This window comes from Shewanella sp. QJM3NY_23 (assembly GCF_056173105.1).
The window spans coordinates 883,947-900,612 of sequence record NZ_CM149657.1 but is presented as its reverse complement, the minus strand read 5'-3'; the positions used below and the strand labels follow the sequence as shown (position 1 = coordinate 900,612).

Below are 16,666 nucleotides of genomic sequence, written 5' to 3'. Positions count from 1 at the left end.
CTCAGCCCTTGTAACTCAATTTACACGGTCATCAATCATCGGATGGCCATTACAGTCACTCCCTAACGTTATAGCAATAATCTATGCTGCAACTTGATCACATCACGTTTCGAATTTTGCGACTGGGTCAGCAGTAAGCTATGGGAGTCGGGGATATAAGCCATCGAGCCTGCACGTGGAATAACGCTGGGGGGAAGCTTGATAATGGGCGTGACTAAATTGGTATTAAATCGCCAAAAGTTAACTAACTGATGGTCGCTATGGTTAGCACGGTAATAGACCCCTTTATCTGTCGCGACCCAGTTGTAGCCTTCAGTAAACTTGTCGCCACCAAGCAGCAGCTCAACCTTACTCGCCGCCGTATTGTGCTGCAGAGCATGAGAACCATCGCCATCAAGGGCTAAGGCCCACAACCCTGGTTTATCCAGGCGAGTAAAGACTAACTTATCAGCGGCAATCGACTGTCCAAGGCGCATATTCAGCGGGCTTAACACCTTAGGCGGACGGTTATCGAGGTAAAACTCGGTAATGCCATCGAGCGTACTAGCAAATACGCTTTCATTGTCCCAGCCCCAGCTTGGGCGGTTATGATCTAAATAGGGCGTCGCCAAGATAGCCATAGTGCCCGAGTCGAGATTGAGCACATGGATTTTATTGCCCTCATTTTTATCATCGGGTGCTAAAAATGCCAGTTTATTGCCATCGTGAGACCAACTGGGGTAAGCCACGCGCCGTTTCAAGTGCGTATGTTGACGAACATCGCCGCCTTGTGTATTGACGCTCCACACCTCGTTAAAACCGGTTTGATTGGACACATAAGCAATACGTTGACGGCTGGCGGAATAACTTGGATTACGGTAGCTGTATTCCACATTCAATAATGAAAACGGCGTGGTGGGGATCGACTGCTCTAACGCCAGCAGCGAGATCTGATTATCGCGAATATAGTTGGCGTACACTAACTCACTGCGGCCAGAGATAAAGCGTGGGTAGCTCATCCCCTCGACGTCTAAGGGCTGGATCTGTTTATCGTCAATATCGATAATATAACCGTTGCGCACGCCAGAGTTTTCGGTGCTAAAGACTAAGCGCTCACTATCATGGTGCCAGCTTAAGCCGCGGATATCTTCCAGCCCAGTGGTTAAGCGCAACTCCCGCTGTGAGCCTAAATCGCGTAAAAAAATATCTTCGGAAATATTGCCAAAGCGACGCGCTATTGCCAGCCAGCGTCCATCAGGGCTATACGCAAGATCTCTATCGCGATGACCACAATCTTGCTGGCACGACACCCGTTGAGGCTGTGAGGCTGAGGAGCCCAGTGCCAAGCTATAAATACCTGAGGACTCATCGCCCTCAGCCAGCCAAATAAAGGCTAATTGATTGCCATCGGGGGCAAGATCTAACGCGGTATTAAACGAGTTACAAGGCGCCAGTGGCATCACCTCGCCGCTCTCTATGGTTAACTGCATAATATGGCACTGGCGAGTAGCAATGCGCTGTGACGGATAATAGAGCCTATTACCATCTGGGCTCCATACTGCGCGGATCTCAGCCGAATTAACCGAGGTCAGTCGTTTAGGGGTATCACTTAAGGCATTAAGATCCTTCAGATACAGGCTATAGCTTTGTCCATTACCCCGGCTGCCATACACCAACCAACGTCCATCGGCCGACACGTTAGGAAACAGTTCCGCATCTGTGGTCGTGGTTAATTGTGTTTTGGTGGTGGGGATAAAATGCGCCTCATCATGATACAGGTGCCAAGTCGTAAAACCTGCCAGCAGAAGTACCAATACCGCTGCGGCCATCAAGCCTTGTCGATACCCTCGCTTGAGCCTCGTCACTTGCTCCTGTGCCTGTTGCAAAATATCGGGTTGTTCGGCTATCTCTTCGGGATTAAATTCTGGGGCAATAAGCAGTCGATAACCTGACTTTCTCACCGTTTCAATCACCTCTTGATCGCCTGCGACCGGGCTAAGTTGCTTACGCAGGTGCCATATCGCATTAGTCAGCGCTTTTGCCCCCACATAACGATTACCATCCCAAATGGCATCGATTAACGCTTCACGAGTCACCACGTTAGGATAATGCTGGGCAAGGTAACACAGCACATCGATAAACTTAGGTTGCAAAGACACCTGCACAGCATCTTGCCCCGGCGCTTGAGGGGAAAACACTAAACGATGCCCCAGCGGAGTGACCTCACACCGACCTAATTTAAATCCCAATTCTTTTAACACAGCCACCTTAATCCCCGTTTTTTGCTAGCGCTTAATCAAAATATGAAACGTTAAAGCTATCCCTAGGCAAAGCGAGTGTAACACCAAACCCAAGATTAACGATAAAATAACACAATTAAGGATAGATAATAATAGATACTTAAACCTTTGTTTAAAAACATAATAGATTTTAAATAGAGATATAAACAACCTATAAACGACACGCTAGGCATTGTGGGGAGGTAACAAGTTAATTACAACTAGGCGCAGTAAACAGCAAGCTATCTTGATGGTTAAACGACACCGTCATTTGCGCTCTCCGCACATCACACGGAGCAGCCAGTAAAGCTCTTTAGGTTTGCAGATAAAAAAGGTAGTTAACGATAATAATAAGGATCATATTAGATGAAACCCCAACTTAAGCACTCGGCCATTACCATAGCGCTGGCGCTGGCCTTTACGCCAACCACTCTAATAGCAGCGCAGGCCGACACCGATAACAATGAAGCAAAAATAGAAAAAATCGAAGTCACAGGTTCACGTATTAAACGTGCAGACTTTGAAGGTGTAGCGCCAGTGACCGTGATCTCTGCCGACGATATCGCTAACAGTGGCTTAACGTCTATTGCAGAAGTACTGCAATCATCGGTCGCCAATACCGGCGGTTCACTTAATGGCGAAAGCGACGGTTTTACCGACAGCGCAAGCTCTGTCAACCTACGTGGCATGGGCGCCAATAGAACGCTAGTATTGATCAATGGTCGTCGTCAGGCGTCATTCCCCAGTGCTGCTGGCGGTTCAAGTAACTTCGTCGATACCTCAGATATCCCTACCGCAGCGGTAGAACGTATCGAAATTCTCACCGGGGGTGCATCGGCCATTTACGGCTCAGATGCCGTCGGCGGTGTGGTTAATATTATCTTAAAGAAAGAATATGACGGCGCTAAGGCGGCGGTTAAGTACAACTCACCGACCCAAGGCGGTGGCGAGCAACTTGATCTGTCATACCTGCAGGGTATTAATACCGAAAACAGCCAAACCTTGATCATGTTCGAATATAAGAAAGTTGAAGCGATTAAAACTTCCCAGCGCGACAGCTTATTCAACCCTGCTTATTATGAAGATGAAGATGGCAATGTACGTTGGGGCGCGGGTCCCTTTGGTGATGCTGGCGCTTCTAGCTGGGCTTCATGGATCCAAGACTATGACAAGGCTTATACTAGTGACAAATACAGCCCACTGGATCAGGCGCAATGTACCGACCTATTTGGTGATAAAGGCATTTATACCCCTGCTGGTAAATACGATTGCTACTATGACAAATATGCCGACCGGGGTCTGCAATCGGCTTATGACAGAATCAACCTAGTAGTCAACAGCACCTACGATCTTAATGATGCGTGGCAGCTGTACGGCATGATCAACGCCTCATATAAAGAAGGGCAAAAATACAAAGATGAGAAAGGCTTCGGCACTTACATCTACGAAGATCAAGCCACTGGCGCGCTGAGTTATGACTCTGGTGAATTTGCTAACGACAACAAGTTCCAGCTGCGTCGTCGTATGGAAGAGTTCCCAGGCGATCGTATTTATGACACCCAAAATACCAAGCTAGCGTTTTCTTTGGGTGCCAGCGGCGTAATAGGCGACTATGAACTGGACCTCTCTTGGTCGAGTGGCTTTAACCGTTACGAGAAACAAAACAACCATATGGTTCGCGCCGATGGACTGCTCGATATCATTACCTTCGATCCTAACAACACCGATCCGACCAAATGGTATCCAAACAATAAGCTTACCGATACCCAAATTGAAGCCTTAATCGGCGCCTCAACCAAAGACTCCACCTCAAGCATGCATCAGTTCCAAGCGGTGTTTACTGGCGACCTTATGGAACTACCCGCAGGCACAGTTGGCTTTGCCACCACAGCCGAATGGGCGCGTGAAAGCTATGAAGATACCTTAGATGAAGTCACCAAGAGCGGCGGCTTTATCGGCATGGGCGGCACGGGTGGTGAAGGTGATCGCGATCGCGTTGCCATCGCAGGTGAAGTACAGATCCCACTATTGGCTAACATGGCTGGGGTTAAATCATTAGATTTGTCTGCGGCGCTGCGTTATGACCGCTACTTAGACGATTCAAACGTGGGCGGCGCTACCACACCACAGATGGGCATTATGTATCGCCCTATCGATGAAGTGATGGTGCGTGCCAACATAGGTAAAAGCTTCCGTGCCCCCGATATGCATCGCTTGTATGCCGGCCTAACACGTAGTTTTGGCAGCACAGATTACCCACACCCCACCATCCCTAATGAGATTTATGAAGATAGCTACGACGGTTTTAGTTCTGGCAACCTCAACTTAACTGAAGAAAAGGGTGATTTCTGGAACATAGGCCTTGTTGCCAACCTTAGTGAGAACGCCGATGTGTCATTAGACTGGTGGAACATTGAGCTCGAGGGCGCGGTAAAAACCATCTCTACTCGTGAGATGCTCGATGACCCAAGCTATGACCAAACCGGCAACTACACCAGCTGCGATCAGATGGATGTGGTCGGCTATCTTACAGAGCTCGATGATGAGGGGATCAGCAACTTAGCGTGTATGCGTAAGGGGCCGATTAACAGTGCCTATGAAGCTTCACAAGGTATCGATGCCAGCTTTAACTATCGTTTTGCTGAAACCGCAGTCGGTGACTTTAAGCTGAAATTGGCCGCCTCTTATCTGCTAAGCAAAGAGTATCAAGAGAACCTCGACAGTGAGATTGAAGAAGAAACCGACACTAACTTTGTGCCTAAATGGAAAGGTAATGCCAGCCTAACTTGGAACTATCAAGATGTCAGCGCAACCTTGGCCTACTACTACACAGGGGAAGCCACGGGTACCGATACCTTTGACCTTATTGACGCCAATGGCGATAGCTATGAGCAAGATGATTATCCCGATACGCTCGATGCTTATCAGGTGATCAACTTAACTCTGGGCTACAACGCGCCATGGAATGGTAAGTTTACTGCTGGGGTGAAAAACCTCACCGATGAGATGCCACCTCTATATGACGTCCGCAGTGACAATCATAACGATTGGCCCTTCTTCGAAGAAGGCAACAGCAGCTACTCTATCGTGGGTCGCACCTTATTCTTAGGTTATTCACAAAAGTTTTAAGCTTTTGAATAAGTCATAAAAAGCGCCCAAATGGGCGCTTTTTCATCACTCATGCATTTAAGTCAGGATAACTAATGCACATTTTAAAATATCTAATGGCTGCCCTGATCTTGTTGTCCAGCCTACACACAACCGCTGGCGACTATCAGCAGCCCTCGGCGCCACTGCAACAGGTGCTCGAGCAAACCAAAATGGTCGATACACGACTGGCAGGCGATGCACGCCATATAGCGCTATTGCATCCTCAGGCGCACCCCACTATTCATGAGTTGGCTCAAAGCGAAAAAAAGTTGGCCGGCCTGCGAATTTCGCCAGATAATTTAGCCCAAAGCAGACCGAAAAAACGCTACCAATTTATTACGTTAATCAATCTTGATAACAATCAACGCCTCACCATACAACAGCAAGGCGCTAACATTGCTAACGTACAGTTTTCGCCCGACAGTCAATACCTAAGCTACATAGCCATTACGCCTCGGGCCGTTGATCTGTACCTGTATCAACTGGCCAGCGGCCAAACCCAGCGTCTCAATGCCAGCCCACTTAATGCAGTATTTGGCGCCAAATACCAATGGCAACATGACAGTAAGGCCATTGTCACCACCTTCGCGGTGCCGCAAGATAAGCAAGCTCCCCTTGCCAACATAGGCCCTAACATTAGCCACGCCTTGGGTGAAAAAGCACCGCGGCGTACTTATCAAGATTTAATTCAAAATCAGCAAGATGAGCAGGCATTTAAGCAGTTAACCACCAGCCAGCTGGCGATAATCTCCCTCGATGGTCAACGCACCAATGTGGGCCAACCGCAGATCAACAGTCACTTTGCCTTATCACCCAACGATCAGTTCCTGATCGCAAAACAGATACACGCGCCCTATTCCTATATCGTTAAATACTATGACTTTTCCCAGCAGGTTGAGCTATTTAACCGCGATGGCCAACATATCAAAACCTTAGGTCATATCGACAGCGGCGAGTTTCGCGCAGCTGGTGCCGACTCGGTCAGTACTGGCCCGCGCCTTATCCACTGGCGACCCGATCAACCCGACACCTTAGTGTTTGTTCAACCTCTGGATAACGGCGATGGCGAGCAGCCTGCCGCGCTGCGCGATGAAGTGCTCAACTGGCCGGCACCATTTACCCAAATCCCACACGCTTTGCTGCAAATGCCATGGCGTATTAACGATCTTGATTGGGCAGAACAAGGCCGGCTGTTTGTCAGTGAAAAAAATGCTAACAAGAAGCAGGAGCGCGTCAGCATTTTGGATGTAAGCTTACTGGGTACAGACGAAGCCAAGCCCGCCAAACTCTGGTATCAAAAGGCCCAACGCGACACCTATAAAGCCCCCGGTAAGCTCTATCGCGATAGACAACAAGGGGTTGCTCTTGTAGATATAACCCAAGGTAAATTCAGCCATTATGGCATTGGTGCAACAGCCAAGGGCTATCGCCCTTTTCTTAAGCAAACCCAGCTCGATAACAACTATAGCGAGACTATCTGGCACAGCGCGAGCGATAAACTTGAGCAGGTTAAATATGTCATCAGTTTGTCGCCACTTAAATTAATCATTAAGCGTGAAGACTCTATAACCCCGCCACATTTAGTATTAATTGAGCCACACACAGGCAGCGAGCAACTGCTTTATCAAGCCGATAATGAGCTGGCCGCCTATCAAGGCATGACTCGCCAACTGGTTAACTATCAGCGCGCCGATGGCTTGCCCCTCTCAGGCATGCTCTACTTACCTGCCGGTTATGATAAATCACAAGGGCCGCTGCCCCTGCTCATGTGGGCCTATCCACGCGAATACAAAGACGCGAAAGTTGCCGCCCAAGTAAACTATTCAGTGCATCAATACCAAGGGATCAGCGCCAAAGGGCCACTGCCCTTTGTCGCCCAAGGCTTTGCCGTATTCGATAAAGTGGCTATGCCGATTGTCGGTCAAGGCGATATTCAGCCCAATGACAGTTTTCGCACCCAACTGGTGGCGAATGCTAAAGCGGCCATCGACACCTTAAGTGACATGGGTATCGCCGATCCAGACAGAGTCGCTATCGGCGGCCACTCTTATGGCGCATTTATGGTCGCCAATCTCTTGGCTCACTCGGATCTGTTTAAAGCCGGTATCGCGAGAAGCGGCGCTTATAATCGCTCCCTGACCCCTTTTGGTTTCCAATATGAAAAACGTAATTACTGGGAAGCGCCCGCTCTCTACCAGCAGATGTCGCCCTTTACCCATGCCGATAAAATTGATGAGCCGCTACTGCTGATCCATGGCGAGATGGACGCCAACTCAGGCACCTACCCGATGCAATCGTCACGACTGTTTAACGCCATCCGTGGCCTAGGTGGTACGGCAAAGTTGGTGATGCTGCCCTATGAAAGCCACAGCTATGCAGCCAAAGAGTCGTTACAACACATGCTTTGGGAGCAGCAGCAATGGTTAGAGCAATACGTTAAGCCCATTAACGCTGACATCGGTAAGGCTCACAGCGCTGAAGCCCCTGAATCTATCGAGTCGTTGGAGTAATATAATGACCCAGTCCACATTGCAATCTACATCACAACTGACATCAAAACTTACATTAGAGTCATGCTTTGCCACTATAGTGCGTCTGGCTGCGGCCATCAGCCGCTCGGCTCGCTCATGTAAGCTTAACGCGATGCTCGCCACCTTAATCACAACCCTGCCTTGCGCAGTGGCGGCAGCGCCGACCAATATCATCTACATCATAGGCGACGGCATGGGGCCCGCCTATACCAGCGCCTATCGTTATTTTAATGATGATCTCACCACCAAGGCCGTTGAACCGACCATTTTTGATAAGTTGTTAGTGGGTATGGCAAGTACCTATCCCGATGATGACACCTATGTCACCGACTCAGCGGCGGCGGCAACCGCTTTAGCCACCAGCCATAAGAGTTATAACGGCGCCATTGCCGTTAACAGCGACAAACAAGTCTTGCCGACCTTGCTCGAATACGCCAAAGCCAAGCAGCGCACTACCGCCGTGGTGGTAACCTCACAGATTAACCACGCCACCCCAGCCAGCTTTTTGGCCCACAATGAACATCGCAGAAACTACAATGAGATAGCCGATGATTTTCTCAGCAATCTCATCAACAACAAGCCGGTGGCCGATCTTATGCTAGGTGGCGGCCAACAGTATTTCGTGCGTGAAGATAGAGATTTAGTCGCCGAACTGCGCGCCTTAGGTTATCAATATCAAGACGATCTCAGCGCGCTGAACCAACTCGAGCGCCTACCCGCCTTGGGGCTATTTGCCCCCAAAGGATTAGCGCCAGCCTTGGGCAGCCCAGCCCCACTGCGTTTAAGCCAAATGACCGAGCATGCGCTCACACTGCTGCCACCTAACCCTAAAGGCTTTGTGATGATGATAGAAGCCAGCCAAATCGATTGGTGTGGTCACAGCAATGATATTGCCTGCGCCATGGCTGAAATGACCGATTTAGCCGCCACCACCCAAGTGGTCGTCGACTATATCGACCAGCATCCCAACACTTTATTGGTGATGACAGCCGATCACTCGACCGGCGGCCTGAGCCTCGGCGCAGATGGTGTATATCAATGGCGTGGTCAGCTGCTGCATAGCGTCAAGCAGATGCCCAGTACCTTAGCCAAGTGGCTGTCTGAATCACCGACACACTTGGCAAGTGAACAAGCCTTTAGTGATTTTTGGCAAACACACTTAGGCTTACCTATCGATGCCGAGCAGCGCAATGAGTATCGCCAGCAGCTGCAAACGGCATTAGCACAAGATAATGGGGTAAAAGAAGCCACTACGCGATTAAAGCAACAAATTGACACCCTGACCTCTACTGGCTGGACAACCGGCGGGCACGACGCCGTCGACGTACAAGTCTTTGCTTATGGTCAAGGTGCGGCGCAATTTAATGGTCATCAAGACAATACCCAAATCGCCAAAAAATTGATCGACTTAATCCACTAAACCTGCTCCTTGGGTAAACATGCCGGCCGCCAATGTATTGCGGCCGGCTAACTCCCGCCTCACCGCGCAACAAAATCCTCTATACTGCGGCGTAACAAATGTTATCATTGCCGCCAATCGGTTTAGCCCCATTAAGATGAAAGAGAACACCATGAGCAAAAGTGCAAAAGATGCCAGCAAGATGACGCCAGAAGCGCGTTACGACTACCTTGTCGAACAAGCCAAGGCCCACAAAACCCTATGGACATTGCAAGACGCTGATGGCTGCGTCATGCTCACCACAGATGATGAAGATTGCATCCCAATGTGGCCTTGCGAAGAGTCTGCTGCCATGTGGGCCGTAGATGATTGGGCTGATTGTACCCCTTTAGCCATTGCCCTTGATGAATGGCTAGAACGTTGGGTTCCAGGCATGCAAGATGATGATCTGTTTGTTGCCGTATTCCCAGTGCAAGAAGATCTTGGCGTGGTGATCCCGCCTTATGAGCTAGAGCAGCGCTTAACGCCTAAGCAGAGCCACTAAGCTCGACAATCACTGGCTCGCCACAGCGCGATCAGCCAGTCGCTAAACAGCGCTTTAGCCAGACTAAAGCGCTTATCTTGTTATTCGATGACGGAGCCTCACTCGTGCAACCATCCTCACCGTTACATGATGCCACTCAGCCGCAGGAAACCAGCTCTACGCCAGTCAAAGCGCGGCTACCAAAACGTTTAATTGGCTTGTTACTCTTCTTAAGCATCGCATCGATTAGTGGCCTTGTAGCCAAACAAGGGGTGTTATTTTGTCTGTTGACGCTACTGATGGTGATTGCTGTGCTAGGCCGCCAACGGGCGGGATTGTATCTACTGCGCGGTTACACTGTGGTGCAACTTGGACTGGTCAGCATTTTACCTGTGTTGCTATACGACCCAGATAATTTGCTCACAGGCCCATCGACCTTTCAATTAGGCGAATGGCAAGGCAAAATCCCCGACTACTTGGTGTTTAGCGTGCTGATTTTATTAGCGATATTACAAGTGTGGATAGCGTTTACCGCCCAAGTGTCGGCCTACTGTCATGTTAAAAATAACATGAACATCATGCGTTAACCTTTATCGCTACATAGAGTCAGGCGCTATCACGCAGTGATTTGGGCTTTGGGCTTTGGGCTTTGGGCTTTGGTCTTTGGTCTTTGGTCTTTGGTCTTTGGTCTTTGTGACGTTAAGACATTCAGGCTGGGTTACCACAGACACAAGGCCAATTTTTACCGTCCCTGGTAAATTGGCATAAGTGCTTTAGACACAACACCAATTTTTTACCGTCCTTGGTAAATTGGCATAAGTGCTTTAGACACAACACCAATTTTTTACCGTCCCAGGTAAATTGGCATAAGTGCTTTAGACGCAACGCCAATTTTTTACCGTCCCTGGTAAATTGGCATAAGTGTTCCAGACACAAAAAAGCCAGCAATGCTGGCTTTTTTATGCGTCAGACTCACCATAGGTGGTCAAGCGGCTAGGTTATACCGAGAAGCTAGCACCACAGCCACAGGTGGTGGTGGCATTAGGGTTTTTCACAAAAAAGCGCGAGCCTTCAAGTCCCGAAGTATAGTCCACTTCGCCACCCACAAGATATTGTAGGCTCATTGGGTCAACTACTAACTGAACCCCTTGTTTCTCAACGGTAAAGTCACCTTCGTTGACCTTTTCATCGAACGTAAAACCGTACTGAAAACCTGAGCAACCGCCACCGGTCACGTACACACGCAACTTAAGTGCATCATTTTGCTCTTCGTCCAACAAGGTTTTTACCTTTGAAGCTGCCGCGTCGGTGAAACGGATTGGCATTGTATCTTCAACTTGTTCAGTCATTACTACCTCTATACATCGGTTTGCTGAGCGAATTATCCAATACCTGACCAATTTGTTCAAGTAATAGTCTTGGCTCAGATAAAATCAATTTATTTTTGTATTATCACCCACAGCTTATTGGGCTAGTGGATCAATGGCCTCATTGCGATTTTGGGTGTCGTCCTCATGCTGCTCAGTCTCTTCAGGTACGTCATCTTCTATAGTGACCTCCTCATCGACACCATCAACCGTCGGCTCCACTTGCAACAGATCTGCGGCGGCAAACACCAACTCGGCACTGTCGCCTTTACTCCAACGACTGGCTGGCACTGTGACTTTTGCGTCGACCTGAGAAAGCACAAAGCCTTCAGGGAATTGCACCACGGTTTCTAAAATCTGAAAATAGCGAAAGCTAAAGTTAAGCTTATCATCAGTGAGTGACGATAACGGCAGGCTCACCACTTTGTCATCCTGCAAACCGATAAACGTGAGCTCGGCCTTACCTTTCAAGGCTTGCTTGCGCTTTTGCAGTTGGGTTAATACCAATTTCACCCTGAACTGGTTGGGCAATAGGCCAGGGTTTAAGCCTAAATCATGAATTGCCACACCGTCGGCTTGGTTTTCTGGCGCCATAATGCTGCGATAAAACGCCAGTTCTCGTTCAAGCTCTTTCTGTTTTTGATGTTGAGTTAAAAACATCTTTTGCATATTGTCATTGGCTTCTTGGGCTAACGCCAATTCCAAATTGCGCGAAGCTAACATCTCGGCCTGCTTTGTTAAGGCTTGGCTTAGCTCGGTGCTATTTTTCGATTGAGCGGGCTGAATTGGATGTTGCGATGACCAGAGATCCCAGGTCAATACGCCAGCAAAAAATGCCACTAAGATCAAAAAGAAAAGATAAACGCTCGAAGGTCGAATTTTTCGCTCTATCACTTGCAAGCGATCGATCCAACGATGATAATTTGACATTAAATACTAGCCCCTTATAAAAAATCGACACTCACGCTTTTAGTACGGTAAAGGTTTACCACCATGGTTTCTGTGCAGCAACTCGTTAATCGCCTTATTTCTCAATGCCAGCATTACCTTAATACAGCACTCAAAGATAAATTGTCACAAGCCAAAATCAGTGTGCAATTGTGCGGCTTGGCGCTCGCATTTGCCTTGGTGGCTTCTGGGGTCATTATATTATTTAGGCTATTACTGCAGTGGTTACATACCTTAACCCAATCTCAAGTATGGGATTTTACTGACAACTTTAGCGACTGGCGAGTGCTATTACCGCTTTTTGGTGGATTGTTGATCTGGCTCGTGGCGCAATTGGGCTCTAAACGTTACAAACGCATGGGTATCGCCTATGTAATGCACCGCATGAAACTGCACTACGGCAAAATCCCCTTACAATCGGCGCCGGGGCAATTCTTCCAAGCTTTATTTGCCCTTGCTAGCAACTTTTCAGTGGGCCGCGAAGGCCCTGCCATCCATTTAGGCGCTGTCAGTGCCAGTGTTATGGCAGAAAAGTTCCAGCTACCGGACAATAGCGTACGCATTATGTGCGCCAGTGGCATCGCCGCAGGTATTGCCGCGACCTTTAACGCGCCATTGGCCGCGGTGATCTTTGTCTTTGAGGTAGTACTCAGAGAATATAAGGTGCATTACTTCTTCCCTATCATGCTATCAGCCATATGTGGCGCGGTGACCAGTCAACTAGTGTTTGGCAATATCCATGAATATGAACAGATAGGTATCGACCATATCCCCTTGTCGCAATATCCGATCTTAGCCCTGTGTGGCCTAACACTCGGCTGCATCGCCGCCCTGTTTAATCACAGCCTGCTAACGGTCACCGCTAAAGGCCAACAATGGCCGCTATTTGCTAGGCTCATGTTGGCAGGCTTGGTCACCTGCGCAGTCGGGCTGCTGTTACCCCAAGCTTTGGGCAGTGGTGAGCAGGCGATAAGTTACGCTATTAGTGAGCATCCAAGCCTGGGGTTATTAGTGGGCTTGCTGATAGGCAAGATTATCGCCACCATTGCCGCCATAGGTCTTGGGATCCCTGGCGGGATTATCGGCCCATTATTTGGGATCGGTGCCTTAATTGGCGCTATTTTAGCCATTATCAGCGCGCAGTTCTTCCCCGGCATTAGCCCCTATATAGGCCTGTACACCATCATAGGCATGACCGCCATGATGGGCGTGTGCCTCAGCGCACCGCTGGCCGCCTTGGTGGCATTGCTAGAACTCACCAATAACGCCGCCATCATCCTGCCCTCGATGTTTGTCACCATACCCGCCTTCTTAATCGCCCACCAAGCCTTTAATACTCAGTCGCTGTTTTATAAACAGATGGAGCTGATGGGGCTGGACTACAAAATTGCGCCGGTCAAACTGGGGCTGCAAAAAACCGGCGTGCGCGCCATCATGGATAAGCGCTTTGTTATCGTTAAAGACAATGATGAGTTGCTGCTTGAAGTACTAAAACGCGCTGAAGGACGCTCGGTGTTAATGCGTAACCGCCAAGGTCAAATGGAGATGTTGCAATTAGAGCTGCAACATGACGACAGCAAAAGCACCTTAAGCCGCCACCCGATCCAAGGCGTTGCCGATAGCAGCACATTAAAAGAGGTCTACGAAATTTTGGCCATCGAACGCCGCGGCGAGGTGTTTGTCTATCAAGGCGAGCGCGATAATGTCGTTGGCGTGATCGGCTGGTCGGCGTTACAAAAACAGATTAATTCAGGCCAAATTTAACGCTAACGAGTTCGGCAGCATTCGGCTTACGTCAACGCTGCCACCCGCCTAGCGCTCAGTTTTTCAGCACATCTTGGTTAATGTGATCCCCCCCGCCCCTTAGCTCACCCTGACCACAAATCAGTAAATAATTGATTATCATTATCTTTTATAACTTTTCATAACTTTTTACATGCTATCGCTCTCATTTAGTCTTAGTTTTGTGACCCTGGTAACACTTACGCGCATTAGCGTGAATTTAGTGATGTTTTTTTATGCGCAATTCGATAGGCACTCAATTGATGCAAATAACTCACTGACCGTTACGGCTAAACATAACTACGAGTATTAAATAACATGCAGCGACAACGTAACAGCCGCTGGCTTATTGCTTCCGTCACATTGGCAAGTATAAGCCTGTGCACCAACAGCTTTGCAGCATCGGATGAGAAACTGCTCAACATGTGTAAAGCATGTCATGGACAGTCGGGCAATAATCCATTTCCCAGCATTCCCAATCTTGCTCAGCAAAACAGTCAATATATGGTTGCGCAATTAACCGCATTTAAAAACGGCCAACGCCAAGATAAAACCATGAGTAAAGTCGCCAAATTGTTAACAACTGAGCAGATGCAGCAGATGGCGTACTATTTTTCTAAAGGTAAGGACTAACACACCATGGCAATCGATAGACGTAATTTTCTTAAAGGGGCGGTAGCCACTTCAGTAGCGGCCATGTTGCCAGTCAATTGGGTATTTGCGCAAAACCGACCAGAAGGCATGGCAGCCATGGATGTGTCAGCGGTAAAGTGGAGTAAAGTCGATCACCTGCCTGAACACTTTAAGGTACTCAACAGCAGCCCACTGAATGCCTTCCCACCAGAACATCTGCTTGATCCTGCGACCACGCCATCGGATGTGGCCTTTATTCGCTGGAATGGCCAGATGCCCGACTTCGAGAACATCAATCCTGACACTTGGGAGTTTACCGTCGATGGCGAGTCAATCGAAACGCCTAAAACCTACACCATCGCCGAGCTAAAAAAGAAGTTTAAGACCCATACCCAAAAACTGGTACTCGAATGTGGCGGCAATAGCCGAGTCAACTTCTACCCTAACGCCAAAGGTAACCAGTGGAGTAACTCGGCTGTCTTTTGCGCAGAGTGGACTGGTGTTTTAGTCAAAGACGTATTAGCCGACTGTGGCGTAAAGAGCGATGCGGTGTATACCGCGCACTATGGCGCCGACAAGCACATTAGTGGTAAAGGCGCGGCCATTTCTCGTGGCGTGCCGATTGAAGCGGCCATGAATGAAAACGCCCTTATCGCGTGGGCAATGAACGGCGAAGATATTCCTTACATGCACGGTTACCCACTGCGTATCGTCTTTGGCGGTCGTCCTGGCTCAGTATCACAAAAATGTGCCACCGGCATTGGCGTACGCGATCGCGTGCACGATGGTAAAAAGATGGCGGCTCCCGCTTATCAAGTACCAAAGCATCCTGTCGCCCCAGGTGAAAAGGTCGACAACAAAGACTTTAAGATCATCGAAGAGATGATTGTTAAGTCGTTAATTACCTCACCACAAACCGGCGGTGAGCTAGCCCTAGGCGAGAACATTGAAGTGCGCGGCCATGCTTGGGCTGGTGTGCGTGAAGTGACTAAAGTGGAAGTCAGCTATGACTATGGCACCACGTGGCAAAGCGCGTCACTCACCAAACCCGCCAATCCAACGGCATGGCAACAATGGGCCATTAGCCTCAAGCTACCACAAACTGGCTACTACGAAATTTGGGCCCGTGCCACCGACAGCCAAGGTGACACCCAACCAATGGTACAACCTCAGTGGAACCCCAAAGGGTACCTATTTAACGGTTGCCACCGCATTGCATTAAGGGTGGTGTAATGAAAAAACACCTATTTGCGGCAGCGTTAATGCTAGCAAGTATGCCAGGGGTAGCCGCAGGCTCGTCTGAGGTGGCCACCTATCCGGTGGATGCTGAAACGGGTTTGATTATGGCGCCGGGCTGGGAGATGGTAAAAGATCAGTGTAACGCCTGTCACACCAGTCATATTATCCCGCAAAACCCCGGAAATAGAGCCGTATGGCGCGAGACCATTGAGTGGATGATTGACACCCAAGGTTTATGGGATTTATCTGACACTTGGGATCCTGTGCTCGATTACCTGTCGACTTACTATAACGAGACTGGTATCGACATGCAGATCTTTAGGCGTAAACCGTTAGATCCTGAGCTGATGCCCCCCATGCCAACGGCTAAAGGAGACCACTGATGAAACGTTTATTTGTGAGCCTTGGCCTCATCGCTGCACTGCTATTTGCCGCTATTGTCAGCGGCAATGAGCGCCGAGAGTTCAACCAAACGATCGAAAATATGGGGCTAAAGATAAGCCCTAGTACCTTGGCATATTCGGCCGATGTTGAGCAGGGAAAGCAGCTGGCTTCGACTCGCTGTATCGCTTGCCATGGCGCAACTATGCTTAAGGTGATGCCAAGCTACCCCATGCTCGAAGGGCAAAAAGCCGCTTACCTGTTTAAGCAGCTAATGGCGTTTAAGCACGGCGAGCGCAGCAACCCCATTATGCAAGGGCAAGCCGCGCAGCTATCTGAGCAACAGATGAAAGATGTCTCGCTGTACTATTCGCAGCAGGCAACACTTACGCTGCACTAAGTGCATGTAAGCTCACTCAAGGTTCGAATGACTCGGCGCGGCAGCTATGCTAATG

At 49.1% G+C, this 16,666-nt stretch carries 13 protein-coding genes; 10 read left to right on the top strand and 3 right to left on the bottom strand.

Annotation, left to right across the window (positions count from 1 at the left end; translation table 11 throughout):
• Nucleotides 1-68: 68 nt before the first annotated feature.
• A complete protein-coding gene (locus tag AC0VXX_RS04140; protein WP_475516042.1) occupies nucleotides 69-2,246 on the bottom strand; it encodes a winged helix-turn-helix domain-containing protein in 2,178 nt (725 codons plus the stop codon).
• A 378-nt stretch (nucleotides 2,247-2,624) separates the two neighbouring features.
• Here AC0VXX_RS04140 and AC0VXX_RS04135 point away from each other — a divergent pair, with 378 nt between their 5' ends.
• The 5 genes from AC0VXX_RS04135 to AC0VXX_RS04115 all read left to right on the top strand — a co-directional run bounded on the left by AC0VXX_RS04135 (nucleotide 2,625) and on the right by AC0VXX_RS04115 (nucleotide 10,448).
• Nucleotides 2,625-5,387 carry a TonB-dependent receptor plug domain-containing protein gene (locus tag AC0VXX_RS04135; protein ID WP_475516041.1) on the top strand — a complete coding sequence of 921 codons (2,763 nt, stop codon included), beginning with the start codon at nucleotides 2,625-2,627 and terminating at the stop codon, nucleotides 5,385-5,387.
• Nucleotides 5,388-5,461: 74 nt separating this feature from the next.
• Nucleotides 5,462-7,918 (top strand): S9 family peptidase, encoded by a 2,457-nt coding sequence (locus AC0VXX_RS04130; RefSeq protein ID WP_475516040.1) that lies wholly within the window; start codon nucleotides 5,462-5,464, stop codon nucleotides 7,916-7,918.
• Between the two features lie 133 nt (nucleotides 7,919-8,051).
• A complete protein-coding gene (locus AC0VXX_RS04125; protein ID WP_475516931.1) occupies nucleotides 8,052-9,359 on the top strand; it encodes an alkaline phosphatase in 1,308 nt (435 codons plus the stop codon).
• 151 nt (nucleotides 9,360-9,510) lie between these two features.
• Nucleotides 9,511-9,882 carry a DUF2750 domain-containing protein gene (locus tag AC0VXX_RS04120; RefSeq protein WP_110456079.1) on the top strand — a complete coding sequence of 124 codons (372 nt, stop codon included), beginning with the start codon at nucleotides 9,511-9,513 and terminating at the stop codon, nucleotides 9,880-9,882.
• A gap of 104 nt (nucleotides 9,883-9,986) precedes the next feature.
• Complete coding sequence (locus AC0VXX_RS04115) at nucleotides 9,987-10,448, top strand: hypothetical protein (RefSeq protein WP_475516039.1); 462 nt, start codon at nucleotides 9,987-9,989, stop codon at nucleotides 10,446-10,448.
• 411 nt (nucleotides 10,449-10,859) lie between these two features.
• Here AC0VXX_RS04115 and erpA read toward each other — a convergent pair whose 3' ends face one another.
• Together erpA and AC0VXX_RS04105 are read right to left on the bottom strand one after the other, a co-directional pair.
• Entirely contained in the window at nucleotides 10,860-11,210 is a 351-nt protein-coding gene (gene erpA / locus AC0VXX_RS04110; RefSeq protein WP_220061717.1) for an iron-sulfur cluster insertion protein ErpA, read from the bottom strand.
• A 114-nt stretch (nucleotides 11,211-11,324) separates the two neighbouring features.
• Nucleotides 11,325-12,158: a DUF6776 family protein gene (locus AC0VXX_RS04105; RefSeq protein WP_475516038.1), complete on the bottom strand. Its 834-nt coding sequence runs from the start codon at nucleotides 12,156-12,158 to the stop codon at nucleotides 11,325-11,327.
• A gap of 63 nt (nucleotides 12,159-12,221) precedes the next feature.
• Here AC0VXX_RS04105 and AC0VXX_RS04100 point away from each other — a divergent pair, with 63 nt between their 5' ends.
• From AC0VXX_RS04100 to AC0VXX_RS04080, 5 genes are all read left to right on the top strand, one after another.
• Complete coding sequence (locus AC0VXX_RS04100; protein WP_475516037.1) at nucleotides 12,222-13,940, top strand: chloride channel protein; 1,719 nt, start codon at nucleotides 12,222-12,224, stop codon at nucleotides 13,938-13,940.
• A gap of 336 nt (nucleotides 13,941-14,276) precedes the next feature.
• Nucleotides 14,277-14,591: a c-type cytochrome gene (locus tag AC0VXX_RS04095; RefSeq protein WP_475516036.1), complete on the top strand. Its 315-nt coding sequence runs from the start codon at nucleotides 14,277-14,279 to the stop codon at nucleotides 14,589-14,591.
• A gap of 6 nt (nucleotides 14,592-14,597) precedes the next feature.
• Entirely contained in the window at nucleotides 14,598-15,824 is a 1,227-nt protein-coding gene (locus AC0VXX_RS04090; protein WP_475516035.1) for a molybdopterin-dependent oxidoreductase, read from the top strand.
• Nucleotides 15,824-16,213 (top strand): cytochrome C, encoded by a 390-nt coding sequence (locus tag AC0VXX_RS04085; RefSeq protein ID WP_475516034.1) that lies wholly within the window; start codon nucleotides 15,824-15,826, stop codon nucleotides 16,211-16,213. Before AC0VXX_RS04090 ends, AC0VXX_RS04085 begins: the two co-directional genes overlap by 1 nt.
• A complete protein-coding gene (locus AC0VXX_RS04080; RefSeq protein WP_475516033.1) occupies nucleotides 16,213-16,611 on the top strand; it encodes a c-type cytochrome in 399 nt (132 codons plus the stop codon). Before AC0VXX_RS04085 ends, AC0VXX_RS04080 begins: the two co-directional genes overlap by 1 nt.
• Nucleotides 16,612-16,666 lie beyond the last annotated feature (55 nt).

Excerpts from the sequence above, each read along its gene's own strand:
- AC0VXX_RS04080 (WP_475516033.1), top strand. The coding sequence starts at position 16,213 with ATGAAACGTTTATTTGTGAGCCTTGGCCTCATCGCTGCACTGCTATTT.
- AC0VXX_RS04095 (WP_475516036.1), top strand. The coding sequence starts at position 14,277 with ATGCAGCGACAACGTAACAGCCGCTGGCTTATTGCTTCCGTCACATTG.
- AC0VXX_RS04130 (WP_475516040.1), top strand. The coding sequence starts at position 5,462 with ATGCACATTTTAAAATATCTAATGGCTGCCCTGATCTTGTTGTCCAGC.
- AC0VXX_RS04125 (WP_475516931.1), top strand. The coding sequence starts at position 8,052 with ATGCTCGCCACCTTAATCACAACCCTGCCTTGCGCAGTGGCGGCAGCG.
- AC0VXX_RS04105 (WP_475516038.1), bottom strand. The coding sequence starts at position 12,158 with ATGTCAAATTATCATCGTTGGATCGATCGCTTGCAAGTGATAGAGCGA.
- AC0VXX_RS04090 (WP_475516035.1), top strand. The coding sequence starts at position 14,598 with ATGGCAATCGATAGACGTAATTTTCTTAAAGGGGCGGTAGCCACTTCA.
- AC0VXX_RS04085 (WP_475516034.1), top strand. The coding sequence starts at position 15,824 with ATGAAAAAACACCTATTTGCGGCAGCGTTAATGCTAGCAAGTATGCCA.
- AC0VXX_RS04120 (WP_110456079.1), top strand. The coding sequence starts at position 9,511 with ATGAGCAAAAGTGCAAAAGATGCCAGCAAGATGACGCCAGAAGCGCGT.
- AC0VXX_RS04135 (WP_475516041.1), top strand. The coding sequence starts at position 2,625 with ATGAAACCCCAACTTAAGCACTCGGCCATTACCATAGCGCTGGCGCTG.
- erpA (WP_220061717.1), bottom strand. The coding sequence starts at position 11,210 with ATGACTGAACAAGTTGAAGATACAATGCCAATCCGTTTCACCGACGCG.
- AC0VXX_RS04100 (WP_475516037.1), top strand. The coding sequence starts at position 12,222 with ATGGTTTCTGTGCAGCAACTCGTTAATCGCCTTATTTCTCAATGCCAG.